This is a genomic window from Kribbella qitaiheensis, assembly GCF_014217565.1.
In the GTDB taxonomy this organism is placed as follows: domain Bacteria; phylum Actinomycetota; class Actinomycetes; order Propionibacteriales; family Kribbellaceae; genus Kribbella; species Kribbella qitaiheensis_A.
This window is the reverse complement of record NZ_CP043661.1, coordinates 3900389-3916831: the sequence shown is the minus strand read 5'-3', so window position 1 is coordinate 3916831 and position 16443 is coordinate 3900389. Positions and strand designations below refer to the sequence as shown.

Here is a 16443-nt window from a genome sequence, read left to right as displayed (position 1 = left end):
CATGTATCTAGCCAGCAGCCGGGCCGCCGACAGTGGCGGCCCGGCCACCGGTAGCACCGCGCTCCGCTGGCGCCGAGTGTCCGGCAATGTCGTCGCACTCGGTCTGGTCAGCCTCGTCACCGACATCTCGTCGGAGATGGTCACCGCGATTCTCCCTCTCTACCTGGTACTCGGACTCGGCCTGAACCCCTTGCAGTTCGGGCTGTTGGACGGTCTGTACGCCGGTGCGACTGCCGTACTGCGCCTCGTCGGCGGGTACGCCGCGGATCGCTGGCACCGGCTCAAGACCGTCGCAGGTGTCGGCTACGGACTCTCGGCGATCTGCAAGCTCGGCCTGATCCTGGCCGGCTCGTCAGTGGCCGGGATCGGCGCTGTTCTTGCTGTCGATCGTGCGGGGAAGGGCATCCGGACCGCCCCTCGGGATGCCCTGATCTCGTTGAGCAGCAAGCCGGAGACGCTCGGCCGGTCGTTCGGCGTCCACCGGGCGCTGGACACCGCCGGTGCGTTCCTCGGTCCGCTGGTCGCGATGGGCGTGCTGTGGGTCAGCCTGGGCGACTACGGCTCCGTCTTCGTGACCAGCTTCTGCATCGCCTGCTTCGGTGTGCTGCTCCTCGTCGTGGCAGTTCGCGACAAGGTGCGGACTCATCGGGCTTCAGGTATCCCGTTGCGGGCGATGTTCGCCTTGCTGGGAGGGAGAAGCTTTCGCCGGATGTGCGGCTGGGCTGCCCTTCTCGGCCTGGTGACGATCACGGATTCCTTTGTCTACTTGGCCTTGCAGCGCAGGTGGGATATCAGCAGCACGCTGTTCCCGCTGCTTCCGTTGGGTACGACGGGGGTCTTCCTGCTGCTGGCCGTTCCGCTCGGCCGGATCGCTGATCGCTTCGGCCGCTGGCGAGTGTTCGTCGGAGGTCACCTCGCGTTGGTGATCTGCCTGGTGCTGGTCTGCGGACCGGTCGGTGGGCCGTTGTCGATCATCGGAGCTCTTGCCCTGCACGGGATCTTCTATGCGGCGACGGACGGGGTTCTTCCTGCGGCTGCAGGACCACTGTTGCCGGAAGACCTGAGGGCAAGCGGTCTTGCTCTGCTGCAGACCGGCCAGGCGCTGGCCCGGATGGCGTCGGCTGTGCTCTTCGGACTCGCTTGGACGCTGTGGGACCTGGGTCCGTCCTTGGTCGTGACAGCCGGTCTTCTGGTGGTCGTCACGATCGCGGCGGCTGTCGTCAAACCCTGGGAGGCAAGGGGATGAAGAAGGTTCTGATCGCGTTGGCCGGGTTCGCCGTCTTCGCGGGCGTGGCGGTCACCTACGTCGTGTCCGCTCGCGGTGACGGTCCCGCCGAGAACGCGGTCCCGGTGGTCACCGGACAGTCGATGGCGCTGGACGGCCGCAGCTTGTACTTCCGGAATGTTGCCAAGGGCCCGGATTTCGGCAAGCTGGCCGCGGTGCCGAGAACCGCTCCGACCGCGGCGCGGAAGGTCGGAGATCTCCGGTGCGACCGCTATGCGGTCGCTCGCGGTACGGGGGTGTGTCTCAGTGTCAAGCAGGGATCGCTGCCGCCGGTGACCGACCTGCTGGTGCTCGGTCCCGATCAGGCTGTCCGGCATCGGGAGACCTTGCCCGGAACGCCGAGCAGGGCACGCGTTTCTTCGGATGGAAAGATCGTCTACTGGACGCTGTTCGTCTCGGGCGACTCGTACTCCGCGACCGGGTTCTCCACTCGCAGCGGACTTTACGAGGTGCAGACCGGGCAGTTGGTGAAGACCATCGAGGAACTCGCTGTCTTCATCAGTGGACGACGGTACTTCGCCCGCGACGCGAACTTCTGGGGAATCACCTTCGGTGCCGACGGCAACCGGTTCTACGCGACACTCGGCAGCAAGGGGAAGACCTACCTGATCGAGACGGACTACAAGCGCTATCGCGGCGAGGCGATCCTCGAGAATGTCGAATGCCCGTCGCTGTCGCCGGATGGTAAGCGAATCGCCTTCAAACAAAAGGTTTCCGACGGTGTCTGGCGGCTCGCCGTGGTGGATCTGGCATCTCGGACGGTGACCCAGCTGGCCGAGACTCGCAGCGTCGACGACCAGCCTTTGTGGCGCGACGATTCCACGATCCTCTACGCCCTGCGCCGAGACGGTGACGCCTCCGACGTCTGGTCGGTCCCGGCCAACGGGGCCGGTACGCCGACGCTGCTCATCCCGGACGCGAGCAGCCCGGCGTACGGGTGATTACCGGCACGACTACGCGTAGTCAAGCCTTGCGTACCTGGTAGAAGACGAGGCCGGCCAGGAGTGCGCCGAGGCTGCCGAGGGTGAGGTCGCCGAGGGTGTCGGTGTAGGCCGTCTGGAGTTCGGTCGAGTGGCGGACGAAGGCGACGTACTCGCCGAGCTCCCAGACGACGGCCGCGGTGGCGCCGAAGCCGAGCGCGACGAACACGGTCAGTGCTCGGGTCAGTGAGCGTGGCGCGAAGGCCGTCATCACCCCGGTGGTGAGCAGCGCCCACAGGATGAAGTGCATCGCGTCGTCCCACCAGGTGATGGTGTCGAACAGGTTCAGCCGGTTGCCGATCAGGTCCACCAGCCAGGGCAGCGTCATCAACAGATCCGCGGTCCAGGGGAAGGCCTTGTGGAGTCTGCTCTTCGCCCGGCCGTACGCGTACCACCACAGCGGCAGGACCAGGGCGCCGATCGGGTAGACGATCAGGCGTGCGGTCGAGGCCTTGCCCTTGATGCCGCTCAGGTCGGGCCAGATGAGGGCCGAGAGCAACAGAAGGAACAGCGCGGCCTTCGCCGCAAGGGCGGCGTACCGGAACCAGGCGGGCTTGCCGGTAGCAGGGACCGTCGTGGCAACCATTGTCGTCATACCTCCAGTGAAGCCGCGCGGGCCCGACTGCGGATGAGTACAACTACGTGAACCCGCCCGTCATTGTGACGCAGCCGGGGGCTTCTTGGTTGGAGATCAGCTGACGCTGATCAGGTCGACCACGAAGATCAGGGTCTCGCCGGGCTTGATCGCGCTGCCCGCGCCGCGGTCGCCGTAGCCCAGGTGCGGCGGGATGACCAGCTTGCGCCGGCCGCCGACCTTCATCCCCTGGACGCCGGTGTCCCAGCCCTGGATGACCTGGCCGACACCGAGCTGGAAGGCCAGCGGGGCGCCGCGGTTGTACGAGGCGTCGAACTCTTCCCCGGTGGAGTGGGCCACGCCCACGTAGTGGACGTTGACGCGGGAGCCGGCCTTCGCCTCGTCGCCGTCGCCCTCGGTGATGTCGGTGATCTCCAGATCCGCCGGCGGCGGGGTGTCCGGAAAGTCGATCTCAGGCTTGTCAGTCATACCTCAAGCTAACCAGATCGTCCGTGCGATGGTTTTCACAACCCCGTACTCCGGCGCGTTAGCCGGTGAAGGCTTCACGCAGAGTGACGGCGAATTCGGCGGGCTTGCCGGGCTGGCCGTACTCGTCGCCGAGGAAGCCGCCGTGGTTGCTCGGGAACACCACCGGCGTGAGGCCGAGTCGCTCCGCGATCGCCTCGCCGCCCCGGCGGGCGAGCTGGCCCTCGGACTCCTCGCCGACGCCGATCACGATCTGCTCCTTGACCTTGGCAAGTGCGTCGACGTCCGGCTGGTACGACGTACAGCCGCGCAGGTTCTGCCCGATCAGGGAGTCGTTGCGGGAACCGTCGTCGGTGGTCGGCAGGCCGAACATCGCCGGGTCCGGCGCCGGCTGCTCGGTGTAGTCGTCCGGGATCTCGCCTTGGTAGCTGACGATCGCGATGAACTTGGCCATCCCGGCGCCCATCCCGTCGCGCTGGTAGGTCTGGTAGATGTCCTCGGTGGCCGCGAGCGCGTTCACGTGATCCGCGGTGAGTGCGGCCAGCGGCGGCTCGTGGGCGACCAACCGGCGTACGAGCTCGGGCCTTTTCGCCATCAACGCCAGCGCGTTCACCGCCCCGCCGCTGCTCGCGAAGAGGTCGACCGGTCCGGCGTCGAGCGTCTCGATCAGGGCGGCCAGGTCGCCGGCGTGGTCGTCCGGCGACAGCTCGCCGGTGCCGTCGGTGCGGGTACTGCGCTCCACCCCGCGCGGGTCGTAGGTCACCACGGTCCGGTCCGCGAAATTCGACGCCAGGGTGGGGAAGCCACTCGCGCCCATCGGGGAGCCGATCATCAGCAGCACCGGCTGATCGCGGTCGGCGAGCTCACCGTGTACGTCGTACGTGAGGACTGCCCCTGGTACGTCGACGGTGGTGGTGACGGGGTCCGGCATGAGCGCTCCTCGAGTTCGGTTTTGCTTGGACCTATTCATGCACCCCTGCGGGGTTAGCGTCGACACCCATGCGGAAGAAACTTGCTTTGCTGACCACGGCCGCCGCGCTGCTGGCCGCCGCCGTCTCCGTGTCACGGGCTTCAGACGCCAGTACTGCGAGCGCAAGCGTGGCCGCCGCCGAGAACTACGGCCAGTATTCGCTGATGTTCGAAAGGTCGGCCGGTCAGTACTGGGCAGGCGGCGCGGCTGCGGGCCAATGGGCGTGGACCCCGCTGTCGGCGACCGAGTCGGACATCTCCTGGGGCGACCCGAAGACCTGGCCGCCGAAGTCGGCCGAGCACTTCATCCACTCCGGCGACTGGGTCCTGCTGGACGGCTACAACGACGGCGCCGGCCGCCCGCTCACCCAGGTCCAGCGAGTCACCTCGGAGCAGATCGGCACCGCCACCTGCGACGCGATGACCCCGATCCCGTCGGACGGCGGCAAACAGCACTACGTGAAGTGGACCATCCCGGCAACGGGCTACTGCCTGGACGCCGTCGGCACGATCAAACCCCCGAACGGCTCCACCACAGTCAACTTCCGCCACCTCCAGAAATGGTCCCCACCCCACCCCTGCGCCAACGCCTACTTCACCGCCCAGACTTGCATCACCCAGTTCGAGCAGTGGTGGGACGACAACAACCACCCCTACGCCCTCCAACTCGCGCGCTCCCTGGAAATCGCGCGCGGCAAAGGCCCAGCTTTCACCAACCACACCACAGTCCCCGTCACCTGGAACGCCGAAGCCAGGTACTACTGGCACTACTGACCGCCGGTCGGAGGCCGTCGGGTGGATGCGGCGGGCGATCGGGATCCCGGCAGCCAGGAACAGCTCGAGGCACCTGAGCACGAACGCAACGGGTTGTCAGGGGTTGATGGTGTTGCCCGGCAGTGGCCAACACCAGAAGAGCACCTGCTGGTCTTGACCGAGTTCAGCTGGGCTGCGTGGTGAGCCTTGTGCTGAGGTCCCAGAGCTGCTGCTGGATTCGGGCGTTGTAGGCGTCTGGATGGGCTTGAGCGGCGCTGGCGCGGTCGAAGAACTCCCCGGTGACTCCTTCGAGTTCGGGGGCGAGGATGAGGCGCAAGGTCGCATTCAGCCCGGTGTCGAGGGAATCGATGCTGTACCCGATCGATTCCAGGACCATCTTGGTCGGCATGTAGGTGGCCGGATGCAGGCTGTTGACCGTGACCTGGCGCGGGTCAAGTCGCCGGGCGGTCACGAAGCCTGTGGTGATCATCGCCAGCTTGGACTGACCGTAGGCGCGCGCCCGAGTAGTTGTGCTCCAGCGACGGGTCCTCGAGATCGATCGGGGCTTGGCCGAGCGAGGCGATGTTGACGATTCGCGCGGGGGCGCCGCGGGCGAGCATGCCTCGATCACGCTCGTCGGAGCCGTCACAGCACGGGCTGCCGTGCCCGGCACGGCCGGGATCGGTTCACTCAACGCCGCCATCGAAGGGCTCGTCCAGCCGCTCGCAAGCGAACTGGCGCCTATCCGGGTGAACGCCGTCTCGCCCGGGTACATCGACACGCCGTGGTGGAATGGATTCGGCCCTGAGGAGCGAACCGCGTTCTTCAAGCAGGCAGCCGATGGTCTGCCTACCAAGCGGATCGCAACTGCCGCGGACATCGCCGAGGCGATCGTGCTGCTGGCCGCCAACCCCAACATCACCGGCACCGTCATCGAAACAGACGGTGGCGCGGGCCTCGTCGCCTGATACCAGCCACGATTGCCGAGCCGCCGCGGCGCCGTAACGGCCAGCACCTGCAGGCGCCGGCTCTGCCTGAGTGGGACCAGATTCCAGGCCGCTCGATACGCACCGGACCGCCAGCCCATCAATACCCCCGTCCCAGCCACCTGCGGCGCGCCCGCCACGCTCCCAACCAAACGGCGACAGCCACCATTGATGGCCTGGCGGTCCGGGCGCACTAGGTGCGGCCGTGGGATCGGCCGCACCTAGTGATGGACTACTTCTTGACTGTTTTGTTGTACTGGTCGATCTGGGGCTTGATGGAGTCGGCGGCCGCGGTCATCGCCTTTTGGGGGTCGGTGCCGAGGACGGCCTTCTCGATGCCGTCTTCGGCGGCCTTGCGGGCCTGGGGCATGACGCCGAGGATGCAGCCCGAGGAGGGGTTCGACGGCTTGGTGTTGTGGAGTTGGGTGATCGCGGTGGTGAACTGCGGGTACTGCGCCACCCACGCCTTGTCGGCCGGCAGGTCCAGGGCCTTCGAGTTGATCGGGAAGTACCCGGTGCCGGTGTGCCAAGCGGCCTGCTGCTCAGGCGACGAGGCGAACTTCACGAACTCCCACGAGGCGCGCTTCTCCGCGTCCGAGTGACCCTGACCGTCGACCCACAACGAGGCGCCACCGATGATCGGCCCGCCCGTGTCAGAAGCGCCGACCTTCGGGAACGGCGCGGTCAGCACGGTGAACTTGCCCTTCGCCGCGTCGATGTAGCCACGCAGCGAACCGGTCGACTCCAGGTGCATCGCCGACGTACCGGACTTGAACACGGCCTGCGCGTCGTCGGTCTTCTTGCCGGTGTTCGGCATGTAGCCGAGCTTCACCATCTGCTGGTACCAGTCGGCGATCTTGACGCCCTGCTCGTCGGCGAAGTTCACCTTCGTGGCAAGGTCCTTGCGGCCGTTCTCGTTGTCGCAGTACGTCGTCCCGGACTGGGCGATGAGCTGCTCCATGAACCAGCCGTAGATCGCGGCGTTGAAGCCGTACTGGACGGTCTTGCCACCCTGCTTGATGGTCAGCTTCTTCGCGGCCGCCATGATCTCGTCAAGGTTCGTCGGCGGCTTCAACGGGTCGAGGCCGGCCTTCACGAAGGCTTCCTTGTTGATGTACAGCAAGGGCATCGACGTGTTGAACGGCATCGAGTTCAGTTTGCCGTCGATCGAGTAGTAGTTGGCGATGTTCGGCTCGATCGAGCCCAGCGAGTAGCCGTCCTTGTCGGCGAAGCTCTGCACCGGCACGGTCTGCTTGGAGTCGATCATGAACCGCGAGCCGATGTCGTAGATCTGTACGACGGAGGGCGTGTTGCCCTGCTGCACCGACGTCTTGTACTTCGTGATGGTGTCGTCGTAGTCGCCCTGGTAGACCGCGGTGACCTCGATCTTGCCGGTATTGGCCGAGTTGAACGCCTTCACCAGTTTGTCGACGGCCGCGCCGTTGGCGCCCTTCATGCCGTGCCAGAACGTCACCTTGGTGACGCCGCTCGCCTTGTCCAGCGCGTCGGCGCCGGGCGCGTCCTGGCCGCCGGTCGCCTTGTCGCCGGAGTTGTCACTACCGCCGCAGCCGGCGGCGACAAGTGCCACCACTGCCAGCAGCGCCGCCGCGGTCGCCGCACGCCGTTGTCGGACAGATCGCATCGCTGTGCCTTTCTTCTGCATTACCGGATCGCGCCCGCGGTCAGCCCGCGGACGATGAAACGCTGACCGAAGATCACGATGGCCAGGGTCGGAAGGATGGACAGGGTGACGCCCGCGAGGATCAGGCCAGGGTCGGCCGCCTCGACGTCGTTGAGCTGGCTGATACCGATCTGCAGCGTCCGCCGGTTGGCGTTGTCGCCGATCAGCAACGGCCAGAAGAACTGGTTCCAAGCTGCCAGGAAGACGTACAGACCGACAGCCGTCAGCGCCGGTTTGTTCAGCGGGAGCAGGATCCGGCGGATGAACCGCCAGTGCCCGCAGCCGTCGATGATCGCCGCGTCGCGCAGTTCGGTCGGGAACTGCAGGAACGATTGCCGGAGCAGGAACACCCCGAAGGCGTTGGCCAGGAACGGGAGCACCAGGGCGATCATCGTTCCGGCGTACGACGCGGTGAGCCGTTCGCCGCCGACCGACCAGCCGGTGATGGTCAGATAGTTCGGCAGCACGATCGATTCCCACGGCACCATCAGCGTGCCGAGGAACAGCCCGAACAGCACGGTCCGGCCCCACATCTTCATGAAGACGAACGCGTACGCCGCCAGCACGCTGGTGATCAGCTGACTGAGCGTGATCACCGAGGTCTGCAGCACCGAGTTCAGGTACTGCCGACCGATCGCCGTGGTGGAGGTGGCGCCTTCGTAGTTGCCGGTGAAGAGCCCGTGCGGGAACAGGTCGGGCGGGTACGACGAGATCTGGCCGGGCGACATGATCGAGCCCGCGATCACGTAGTACACGGGGAAGATCACTGCGAGCGCGGCCAGGATCAGTACGGCGTACGTGATCGCCCGGCCGACGGTCAGGTTCCTCACTTGTAGTGCACCCGCCTCTCGAGGACGCCGAACTGGATCGCCGTACAGGCGAGCAGGATCACCAGCAGCACGATCGCCTGCGCGGACGCGGCGCCGAAATCGCTGGCGTTGTTCGCGAACGCGGTGTGATAGATCGAGTAGACGAGCGTCTTGGTCGACTGTTCCGGACCGCCCTCTGGGGTGAGGATCTTGATCTGGCCGAAGCCCTGCAGCGACTGGATCGTCGAGATCACGACCAGGAAGAACAGTTGCGGGCCGAGCATCGGCACGGTGATGAACCGGGCCGCCCGCCAGCCGCCGGCGCCGTCCAGCGTGGCCGCCTCGTTGATCTCGGTCGGGATCGCACCGATCCCGGCGGACAGCACGAGCACGTTGTAGCCGATGCTCATCCAGACCGTGGTGATCGCGACGCTGATCAGCGCCCAGGACGGATCGGTCAGCCAGCCGACCCGGTCGACGCCGAACCGGCCGAGCATCCCGTTGGCCAGTCCGATCGCCGGATTGTAGATGGTCGCGAAGATGACCGACGCGCTGGCGACCGAGAACGCGAACGGCAGCGCGAAGGCGGTCCGGAAGATCCGGATGCCTTTGATGTGCTGCTCGAGCAACAACACGACCGCGAGCCCGCCCAGTACGCCGGGGATCACGGTCAGCAGCACGAAGGCGAACGTCACCCACAGGATGTGCCGGAACTCCGGCGAGCCGAGCATGTCGCGGTAGTGCTGCAGCCCGACGAACGCGTCCGGGCGGCCGAACAGGTCGGAGCCGTGCAGCGAGAGCGAGACGGACTTGCCCAGCGGCCAGATGATGAACAGCGCGAAGATGATCACGCAGGGGATCAGCATCAACCAGGATGCCAGCGAGGCAGGGGTGGGCCGGCGGCTGGCGCGTGCCGGCGTTGAGCTAGTAGTCAATCGAGTACCTCCAGTAAGGCGCAGTCTTACACCGCCCAGGGCCGGACGAACCCAGCACGCGCCCAGCACAGGACCTGTACCCAGCCGTAGTGGACTAGGCTCAGGGCCCGTGAAGGTCTTAGTTATCGGCTCAGGCGGCCGTGAACACGCACTGGTCTGGGCCTTGAGTCAGGATCCTGACGTCGAGCAGGTCGTCGCGGCCCCGGGCAACCCTGGCATCGCCACGTTGCAACCGGCGTACGACGGGCAAACGATCGTTTGCCGCTCGGTGGACATCTCGGACCACGACGCGGTGCTCGCGCTCGCGACCGAACTCGGCGCCGACCTGGTCGTGGTCGGGCCCGAGGCACCGCTGGTCGCCGGGATGGCCGATCCGCTCCGCGCGGCCGGGATCGCGGTCTTCGGCCCGTCCAGACAGGCGGCCGAGATCGAGGGTTCGAAGGCGTTCGCCAAGGACGTGATGGCCGCGGCGAGCGTCCCGACCGGCCGGGCCTACATCTGTACGACGCCGGAGCAGGCCGCCGAGGCGATCGATGCCTTCGGCCCCCCTTATGTGGTCAAGGACGACGCTCTCGCCGCGGGCAAGGGCGTCGTCGTCACCTCCGATCGCGAAGAGGCGCTGGCGCACGCGGCCGACTGCGATCAGGTGCTGATCGAGGAGTTCCTCGACGGCCCCGAGGTGTCGCTGTTCGCGATCACCGACGGCACCACCGTGCTGCCGATGCAGCCGGCCCAGGACTTCAAGCGGCTCGGCGACAACGACGAAGGCCCCAACACCGGCGGTATGGGCGCCTACACTCCGTTGCCCTGGGCACCGGAAAAGCTGGTCGAGGAGATCACCGAGAAGGTCCTCCAGCCGACCGTCGACGAGATGCGCCGCCGCGGTACACCGTTCAGCGGCCTGCTGTACGCCGGTCTCGCGCTCACCTCGCGCGGCGTCCGGGTGATCGAGTTCAACTGCCGCTTCGGCGACCCGGAGACGCAGGCGCTGCTGCCGCTGCTCAAGACTCCGCTCGGCGGCCTCCTGAACGCCGCGGCGACGGGCAAACTGGCCGACATCGAGCCGCTGGCCTGGAAGCCGGGTTCGGCGGTCGCGGTCGTGGTGGCCGCCAAAAAGTACCCGGCCAAGCCTCGCAGCGGTGATGTGATCAGCGGGATCGACCAGGCCGAGGCCGGTGGGGTCCGCGTCTTCCACGCCGGCACCGCGATCGAGGACGGCGAGGTCGTCACGGCCGGCGGCCGGGTGCTGGCGGTCAGTGGCATCGGCAAGGATCTCGACGAGGCCCGCCAGCGCGCGTACGCCGGTGTCGGCCAGATCCGGATCAAGGGCTCCCAGCACCGCACCGACATCGCGCTCAAGGCCGCCCGCGGCGACATCCACCTGATCAGCTAGACAGGTATCTCGCCAGCCCGTCGAGGACCAGGGTCAGGCCGAACTCGAACTCGTCACCGAAGTCGTACCCGGGCTGGAGGACGTGCTCGGTCGCCAGCTCGACCAGGTGCGGGTACTGACCGGTGGTGAACAGCGCCATCATCGGCGCGGCGACCTCCGCGACGGTGTCCGGACCTTCGAACGGCAACGCGGCTTCTTGCAGCGCGAAGCCGTACACAAAGCTGTCGATCAGCGCGTACGCGTGTGCTGTCATCGCGACGGAGAAGCCGGCCGCGCGTAGCGTGCCGATGTTCGCGTCGTGGTGTTTCAGGGTCGCCGGGCCGGGGCTGGTCCGGGACTCCATCAGGCCGATCGCCCACGGGTGCCGGCGTAGTGCTTGGCGGGCGGAATGGGCCCGGCGACGGATCTCCGCCTCCCAGTCGCCGCCCGGCGTCGGCAGGTCGATCTCGGCGAAGACCAGATCGACGATGCTGTCGAGGATCTCCGCCTTGCCGGCCACGTGGTGGTAGACCGACATCGGCTTGACGCCGAGATCCTCGGCCAGCGACCGGATCGTCAGCGCCGCGATCCCGCCTGCGTCAGCGATCGCGACCGCGCTGCGTAGTACCCGCTCCCGGCTGAGCGGAGTGCGGTCCGGGGTGACTGCTTTTGGTCTTGGCATCGGTCGGACCATAGCACTTTCGTACTAAGTAAGATACGTTCCCGTACTAAGTACGGCTGGCCTGATTCGGGAGGGCATGAGATGGGATCGCACGTGGTGGGGGAGAGAGCTTCGAGCAGTGGAGCTGCAGCGCCAGGGGGAGTGATGCAGGCGGTGCTGCAGGACCGGTACGGGCCGGCCGACGTACTGCGGGTCGAGCAGATCGCCCGGCCCCAGGTCGCGCCCGGCGAGGTGCAGTTGCGGGTTCGGGCGGCCGGTCTCGACAAGGGTGTCTGGCACCTGATGGTCGGACGACCGTACCTGCTCCGGCTGGTCTTCGGCCTACGCGGACCGAAGCGCCGGGTGCGGGGCAGCGAAGTTGCCGGGACGGTGACCGCGGTCGGTTCGGCGGTGACCAGATTCTCGGTGGGCGACGAGGTGTTCGGGATCGGCGTCGGGACCTTCGCCGAGTACGCCGTGGCGCGCGAGGACAAACTGGCGTTGAAGCCGGCGAGCCTCAGCTTCGAGCAGGCCTCGGTGGTGGCGATCTCGGCATTGACCGCCTTGCAGGCTCTTCGGGACGCGGGCAGGATCCAGGCCGGGCAGAAGGTGCTGATCATCGGCGCATCCGGCGGTGTCGGGACGTACGCCGTACAGCTGGCCAAAGCGTTTGGTGCGGAGGTCACCGGGCTTTGCAGTACGGCGAAGCTCGAGCTCGTCCGGGACCTTGGAGCCGACCACGTCATCGACTACACCACGGCGGACTTCGCCGACGGCCGGCACCACTACGACCTGATCATTGACCTCGCGGGCAACCCGTCACCGACGCGGCTACGACGAGCGCTGACGGCTCGGGGCACTGCCGTCATCGCGGGCGGCGAGGAAGGCGGCGACCTCACCGGTGGCATGGACCGTCAGTTGCGAGCGCTTCTGCTGTCCCTGGTCGTCCGCCAGCGACTGACCGGCTTCCTGTGCAAGGAGAATGCCGCCGACCTCGAGGTACTCAAGAGCCTCATCGAAGAAGGCCGATTGACCCCGTCTCTCGACTGCACCTGCTCACTGGACGAGGTCCCGGACGCCATCCGCCGCCTCGAAGCCGGCCGGATCCGCGGCAAGGTCGCCGTGGTGTTCCCGTGACGGCGACGCTGTTGGGCCCGCAGTTGCTGGCCCAGTAGGACGACGGCCGGGCGATGCAACCTCGGGAGGTGGAGCTTTCGTATTGAGGGGGACAGAGGGAGAGTGGGAGGCGCGATGGTGGACCGGGATCGGGACTATGTGGAGTTTGTCGAGGCGGCGGGGTCGTCGCTACGACGGACGGCGTACCTGGTCTGCGGGGACTGGCATCGGGCTGATGACGTGGTTCAGGACGCGCTTTACAAGCTGTACTTGTCCTGGGCGAAGGTGGATCGCAGCGGCAATCCGCTCGCGTACGCCCGTCGCGTCGTGGTGAATGCGGCTCTGGACAGCGGTCGGCGCCCCTGGTGCCGGGAGGTGCCGACCGACAGGCCGCCGGATCGTCTGCAGCAAAGCGATCCGGCCGGTGCGCAGGCGGACCACGACGAGCTCCGTATTGCGCTGGCCGTGCTCGCGCCGCGGCAGCGGGCCTGTGTGGTGCTCCGGTACTACGAGGATCTGTCGGTCGAGCAGACCGCCGAGATCCTCGAATGTTCCGCGGGCACCGTGAAGAGTCAGGCATCGCGCGGTCTCGAAACTCTCCGGCACGCCATCAATGCGGCCCGGTCGATCGGCCGGGCCCAGTGAAGGAGACACAGATGTATGACGAAGAGGAGATCGGCGCCGAACTCCACCGGATGGTGGCAGTCGATCCGCTCGGGCCGATCAGTTCGGCGACGCTGCTGGAACGGGGCCCGGAAGGGCCGGCGCCGTCGGCGGCTGCTCTCGGCGGCAGGTGTCGCCGGTGGAATCGCAGTGGTCGCGGTGAGTGCCTCGCTGCTCCCGAACCTCAACGGTTCGGCCGAGCCGCCGGCGTCCGGTCCGCCGAACGCGGCCACCCAGCCCAGTACCACGCCGACCGCCAGGCATCCGGTGTTCGATGATCCGCAGGTGGACGACGCGACCCTGCTCCGGGGCTGCACGGCCAAGCTGGCTACGCCCAACGGGGGTGGGTCGGCGAACGTGAATCTCACTGGCTGGCGAGTGGTCGTCAGGACGACGCTGCCCAAGATCGGTACTCTGCTGGTCGCGGCCGCACCCGACGGCAAGGGATTCGCGACCTGTGATCTGTACCGCAGGTCGGTGCCGGCCGGCTGGGGGCAGAGCTCGACCACCCACGTCTGGCCGAAGGACTTCGTTCCGACGGTGATGAGCCCGAATCTGTTGTCGTCCGGGCTGAACTGCTCGACCGAGACGGGCCCGCGCCTGTGCAAGGGCTTCCTGATCGTGAATGCGGACCGGGTGCCGAAGCAGGTGGTGAAGATCCATGTCGACGCCAAGAACGGTCACACCCTCGACGTACCGGTCAAGGACGGCTGGTACGCCGTGATGTGGGCAACCGGTCCGAACGGTCTGGTCGCCCCCGCCTACCGCGCCTATGACGCAGCAGGCAAGCTCGTTCCGCTGCACGGTCAGCAGGTGCTCGACTCAGTCAGGTTCCCGTGATCGATAGCTGATGGGAGACCCCGTCGTACGGGGTCTCCTTCGGGGGGAGGGAGAATGTGGTTGTGTCGACTTCCAGTAAGCCCCGGATTCCGAATGTTCTTGCTGCTCGTTATGCCAGTTTGCCGATGGCTGAGTTGTGGTCGCCGGAGCACAAGATCGTGCTCGAGCGGCAGCTCTGGCTGGCGGTGCTGAGCGCTCAGAAGGACTTCGGCGTGGCGGTGCCGGACGGGGTGATCGAGGACTACCAGCGGGTACTGAACCAGGTCGACCTGGAGTCGATCGCGGCCCGGGAGCGGGTCACGCGGCACGACGTGAAGGCGCGGATCGAGGAGTTCAACGCGCTGGCGGGGCACGAGCACGTGCACAAGGGCCTGACCAGCCGCGATCTGACCGAGAACGTCGAGCAGCTGCAGATCCGCGCCGGTCTCGAGCTGGTTCGCGACCGGGCCGTGGCGGCCGCCGTACAGCTGGGTCAGAAGGCGGCCGAGCACGCGGCGCTGGTGCTGACCGGCCGGTCCCACAACGTGGCGGCGCAGGCGACGACGATGGGCAAGCGTTTCGCGTCGGCGGCGGACGAGTTGCTGGTCGCGATCGCCCGGCTCGAGGAGCTGATCGAGCGGTATCCGCTGCGCGGCATCAAGGGCCCGGTCGGTACTTCGCAGGACATGCTCGACCTGTTCGGCGGTCAGGAGAAGCAGCTTGCCGGCCTCGAGGCCGAGGTAGCCCAGCATCTCGGCTTCCGGCGGGTGATGACCAGCGTCGGCCAGGTCTACCCGCGGTCGCTGGACTACGAGGTCGTCACCGCGCTGGTCCAGCTGGCGGCCGGCCCGTCCAGCCTGGCGACCACGATCCGGCTGATGGCCGGGCACGAGCTCGTCACCGAGGGCTTCAAGGAAGGCCAGGTCGGCTCCTCGGCGATGCCGCACAAGATGAACACCCGGTCCTGCGAACGGGTGAACGGGCTCGCGGTGATCCTGCGCGGATACGCGTCGATGGCCGGCGAGCTGGCCGGCAACCAGTGGAACGAGGGCGACGTCTTCTGTTCCGTCGTACGCCGGGTCGCCCTGCCGGACGCGTTCTTCGCGCTCGACGGGCTGTTCGAGACGTTCCTGACGGTGCTGGACGAGTTCGGCGTCTACCCGGGCCGTGGTCGCCCGTGAGTTGGAGCGGTACCTGCCCTTCCTGACCACTACGAAGGTGCTGATGGCGGCTGTGAAGAACGGCGTCGGCCGGGAGACCGCGCACGAGGTGATCAAGGAGCACGCCGTCGCGATGGCGCTCGACCTGCGCAAGGGTTCGTCGGGCAACGATCTGTTCCGCCGCCTCGGCGAGGACGGCCGGCTCGGGCTGACCGAGGAGCAGATCGTCGGGATCGTCGGCGAGCCGCTGTCGTTCACCGGCGCGGCCGTCGCCCAGGTCAACGCCATGGTCACCAAGATCGACGAGCTCGCCAAGCGGTACCCCGAGGCCGCCGCCTACACCCCTGGTGACATCCTCTAGCTCGACATGTACGAACCGCTCACTTGGGTGCTGGTCGCCCTCTCGCTGGCCGCGATGGTTTTCGCGGTGGTGCTGGCCGCCCTGGACCGCCGGATCAACTGGTGGCTGCTGGGAGTGGTCGGTGCGGTCGAGGTCGTCCTGCTGGCCCAACTCGTGATCGGCATCGTCCAGGTGGCGGGCACCGAGCGGGACGTGTCCGCGGTGCTCTTCATCGGCTACCTGGTCGCCTCGCTGATCGTGTTGCCGTTCGGCGCGCTGTGGGCGCTCGCGGAGAGCAGCCGCTGGGGCGCGGGAGCGCTGGCGATCGCCTGTCTGGTGATCCCGGCGCTGGAGCTCCGGATCCACGACGTCTGGACCGGCTGAGAGATGGTGAGCTGAGATGGCCGATGCCGATGCCGATGCCGATGCCGATGGCAATGCCGATGGCAATGCCGACGCCAGGGCGACCAGGCACGGGCCGGGGCGGATCCTGATCCTGGTCTACGGGGTCTTCGCGCTGGCGGCGACCTCGCGCGCCGGCGTACAGATCGCCACGCAGTACTCCGAGGCGCCGCTCGCCTACATCCTGTCGGCCGTCGCCGCGATCATCTATTGCGCGGCGACCTTCGCACTCGCCAAGGCGACCGTCGTGTCTCGTCGCGTCGCAACCGTCGCGATCATCGTGGAGCTCGTCGGCGTGATCGGAATCGGCGCCTTCAGCTACGCCGCTCCCGACGACTTCCCGGACCAGACCGTCTGGTCGCATTTCGGTCAGGGCTACGGGTTCGTCCCGCTCGTCCTCCCGATCCTCGGGCTGCTCTGGCTCCGCCGTACCGCGAAAAGCTGACGGCGTA

18 protein-coding genes and 1 pseudogene are annotated in these 16443 nt (G+C 67.2%); 11 read left to right on the top strand and 8 right to left on the bottom strand.

Annotation, left to right across the window (positions count from 1 at the left end):
- Nucleotide 1 precedes the first annotated feature (1 nt).
- A complete protein-coding gene (locus tag F1D05_RS18335) occupies nt 2-1246 on the top strand; it encodes an MFS transporter (protein ID WP_185448783.1) in 1245 nt (414 codons plus the stop codon).
- A complete protein-coding gene (locus F1D05_RS18330) occupies nt 1243-2226 on the top strand; it encodes a TolB family protein (protein WP_185448782.1) in 984 nt (327 codons plus the stop codon). Before F1D05_RS18335 ends, F1D05_RS18330 begins: the two co-directional genes overlap by 4 nt.
- A gap of 22 nt (nt 2227-2248) precedes the next feature.
- Here the strand turns inward: F1D05_RS18330 and F1D05_RS18325 are convergent, their stop codons facing one another.
- From F1D05_RS18325 to F1D05_RS18315, 3 genes are all read right to left on the bottom strand, one after another.
- Entirely contained in the window at nt 2249-2860 is a 612-nt protein-coding gene (locus tag F1D05_RS18325; protein WP_185448781.1) for a hypothetical protein, read from the bottom strand.
- 96 nt (nt 2861-2956) lie between these two features.
- A complete protein-coding gene (locus tag F1D05_RS18320) occupies nt 2957-3328 on the bottom strand; it encodes an FKBP-type peptidyl-prolyl cis-trans isomerase (RefSeq protein ID WP_185448780.1) in 372 nt (123 codons plus the stop codon).
- A gap of 58 nt (nt 3329-3386) precedes the next feature.
- Nucleotides 3387-4256, bottom strand: a complete 870-nt coding sequence (locus F1D05_RS18315; RefSeq protein ID WP_185448779.1) for an alpha/beta fold hydrolase — start codon at nt 4254-4256, stop codon at nt 3387-3389.
- Nucleotides 4257-4324: 68 nt separating this feature from the next.
- On the opposite strand from F1D05_RS18315, the gene F1D05_RS18310 reads away from it, so the two are divergent.
- Complete coding sequence (locus tag F1D05_RS18310; RefSeq protein ID WP_185448778.1) at nt 4325-5068, top strand: hypothetical protein; 744 nt, start codon at nt 4325-4327, stop codon at nt 5066-5068.
- 163 nt (nt 5069-5231) lie between these two features.
- Here F1D05_RS18310 and F1D05_RS18305 read toward each other — a convergent pair whose 3' ends face one another.
- Complete coding sequence (locus F1D05_RS18305; protein ID WP_185448777.1) at nt 5232-5537, bottom strand: hypothetical protein; 306 nt, start codon at nt 5535-5537, stop codon at nt 5232-5234.
- 40 nt (nt 5538-5577) lie between these two features.
- Here F1D05_RS18305 and F1D05_RS18300 point away from each other — a divergent pair, with 40 nt between their 5' ends.
- Entirely contained in the window at nt 5578-6015 is a 438-nt protein-coding gene (locus tag F1D05_RS18300) for an SDR family oxidoreductase (RefSeq protein WP_185448776.1), read from the top strand.
- A gap of 250 nt (nt 6016-6265) precedes the next feature.
- On the opposite strand, the gene F1D05_RS18295 is transcribed toward F1D05_RS18300, so the two are convergent.
- The 3 genes from F1D05_RS18295 to F1D05_RS18285 are packed head-to-tail and all read right to left on the bottom strand — an operon-like array spanning nt 6266 to nt 9389.
- Nucleotides 6266-7675, bottom strand: a complete 1410-nt coding sequence (locus F1D05_RS18295; RefSeq protein ID WP_185448775.1) for an ABC transporter substrate-binding protein — start codon at nt 7673-7675, stop codon at nt 6266-6268.
- 20 nt (nt 7676-7695) lie between these two features.
- Nucleotides 7696-8544 (bottom strand): carbohydrate ABC transporter permease, encoded by an 849-nt coding sequence (locus F1D05_RS18290; RefSeq protein WP_185448774.1) that lies wholly within the window; start codon nt 8542-8544, stop codon nt 7696-7698.
- On the bottom strand, nt 8541-9389 hold the full coding sequence (locus F1D05_RS18285; protein ID WP_206686263.1) for a carbohydrate ABC transporter permease: 849 nt from the start codon (nt 9387-9389) through the stop codon (nt 8541-8543). The genes F1D05_RS18290 and F1D05_RS18285 overlap by 4 nt, the downstream gene beginning before the upstream one ends.
- 178 nt (nt 9390-9567) lie before the next feature.
- On the opposite strand from F1D05_RS18285, the gene purD reads away from it, so the two are divergent.
- Complete coding sequence (gene purD, locus F1D05_RS18280) at nt 9568-10851, top strand: phosphoribosylamine--glycine ligase (protein ID WP_185448773.1); 1284 nt, start codon at nt 9568-9570, stop codon at nt 10849-10851.
- Here purD and F1D05_RS18275 read toward each other — a convergent pair.
- Entirely contained in the window at nt 10844-11512 is a 669-nt protein-coding gene (locus tag F1D05_RS18275) for a TetR/AcrR family transcriptional regulator (protein ID WP_246486796.1), read from the bottom strand. The genes purD and F1D05_RS18275 overlap by 8 nt on opposite strands.
- Nucleotides 11513-11656: 144 nt before the next feature.
- Here F1D05_RS18275 and F1D05_RS18270 point away from each other — a divergent pair, with 144 nt between their 5' ends.
- The 6 genes and pseudogenes from F1D05_RS18270 to F1D05_RS18245 all read left to right on the top strand — a co-directional run bounded on the left by F1D05_RS18270 (nt 11657) and on the right by F1D05_RS18245 (nt 16436).
- On the top strand, nt 11657-12628 hold the full coding sequence (locus tag F1D05_RS18270) for an NAD(P)-dependent alcohol dehydrogenase (protein ID WP_185448771.1): 972 nt from the start codon (nt 11657-11659) through the stop codon (nt 12626-12628).
- Between the two features lie 114 nt (nt 12629-12742).
- On the top strand, nt 12743-13252 hold the full coding sequence (locus F1D05_RS18265) for a SigE family RNA polymerase sigma factor (RefSeq protein WP_185448770.1): 510 nt from the start codon (nt 12743-12745) through the stop codon (nt 13250-13252).
- A gap of 15 nt (nt 13253-13267) precedes the next feature.
- Nucleotides 13268-14110: a hypothetical protein gene (locus F1D05_RS18260; protein WP_185448769.1), complete on the top strand. Its 843-nt coding sequence runs from the start codon at nt 13268-13270 to the stop codon at nt 14108-14110.
- A gap of 125 nt (nt 14111-14235) precedes the next feature.
- Nucleotides 14236-15610 (top strand): annotated as a pseudogene (purB, locus tag F1D05_RS18255) (adenylosuccinate lyase).
- Between the two features lie 6 nt (nt 15611-15616).
- A complete protein-coding gene (locus F1D05_RS18250) occupies nt 15617-15973 on the top strand; it encodes a hypothetical protein (RefSeq protein WP_185448768.1) in 357 nt (118 codons plus the stop codon).
- Between the two features lie 16 nt (nt 15974-15989).
- Entirely contained in the window at nt 15990-16436 is a 447-nt protein-coding gene (locus F1D05_RS18245) for a hypothetical protein (protein WP_185448767.1), read from the top strand.
- The last annotated feature ends 7 nt before the right edge of the window (nt 16437-16443 follow it).

What these genes read in the sequence shown, in the direction of transcription:
- F1D05_RS18335 (WP_185448783.1), top strand. Translation starts at nt 2, where the DNA reads ATGTATCTAGCCAGCAGCCGGGCCGCCGACAGTGGCGGCCCGGCCACC.
- F1D05_RS18330 (WP_185448782.1), top strand. Translation starts at nt 1,243, where the DNA reads ATGAAGAAGGTTCTGATCGCGTTGGCCGGGTTCGCCGTCTTCGCGGGC.
- F1D05_RS18325 (WP_185448781.1), bottom strand. Translation starts at nt 2,860, where the DNA reads ATGACGACAATGGTTGCCACGACGGTCCCTGCTACCGGCAAGCCCGCC.
- F1D05_RS18320 (WP_185448780.1), bottom strand. Translation starts at nt 3,328, where the DNA reads ATGACTGACAAGCCTGAGATCGACTTTCCGGACACCCCGCCGCCGGCG.
- F1D05_RS18315 (WP_185448779.1), bottom strand. Translation starts at nt 4,256, where the DNA reads ATGCCGGACCCCGTCACCACCACCGTCGACGTACCAGGGGCAGTCCTC.
- F1D05_RS18310 (WP_185448778.1), top strand. Translation starts at nt 4,325, where the DNA reads ATGCGGAAGAAACTTGCTTTGCTGACCACGGCCGCCGCGCTGCTGGCC.
- F1D05_RS18305 (WP_185448777.1), bottom strand. Translation starts at nt 5,537, where the DNA reads ATGATCACCACAGGCTTCGTGACCGCCCGGCGACTTGACCCGCGCCAG.
- F1D05_RS18295 (WP_185448775.1), bottom strand. Translation starts at nt 7,675, where the DNA reads ATGCGATCTGTCCGACAACGGCGTGCGGCGACCGCGGCGGCGCTGCTG.
- F1D05_RS18285 (WP_206686263.1), bottom strand. Translation starts at nt 9,389, where the DNA reads ATGCTGATCCCCTGCGTGATCATCTTCGCGCTGTTCATCATCTGGCCG.
- F1D05_RS18275 (WP_246486796.1), bottom strand. Translation starts at nt 11,512, where the DNA reads ATGCCAAGACCAAAAGCAGTCACCCCGGACCGCACTCCGCTCAGCCGG.
- F1D05_RS18270 (WP_185448771.1), top strand. Translation starts at nt 11,657, where the DNA reads ATGCAGGCGGTGCTGCAGGACCGGTACGGGCCGGCCGACGTACTGCGG.
- F1D05_RS18265 (WP_185448770.1), top strand. Translation starts at nt 12,743, where the DNA reads ATGGTGGACCGGGATCGGGACTATGTGGAGTTTGTCGAGGCGGCGGGG.
- F1D05_RS18260 (WP_185448769.1), top strand. Translation starts at nt 13,268, where the DNA reads ATGACGAAGAGGAGATCGGCGCCGAACTCCACCGGATGGTGGCAGTCG.
- F1D05_RS18250 (WP_185448768.1), top strand. Translation starts at nt 15,617, where the DNA reads ATGTACGAACCGCTCACTTGGGTGCTGGTCGCCCTCTCGCTGGCCGCG.
- F1D05_RS18245 (WP_185448767.1), top strand. Translation starts at nt 15,990, where the DNA reads ATGGCCGATGCCGATGCCGATGCCGATGCCGATGGCAATGCCGATGGC.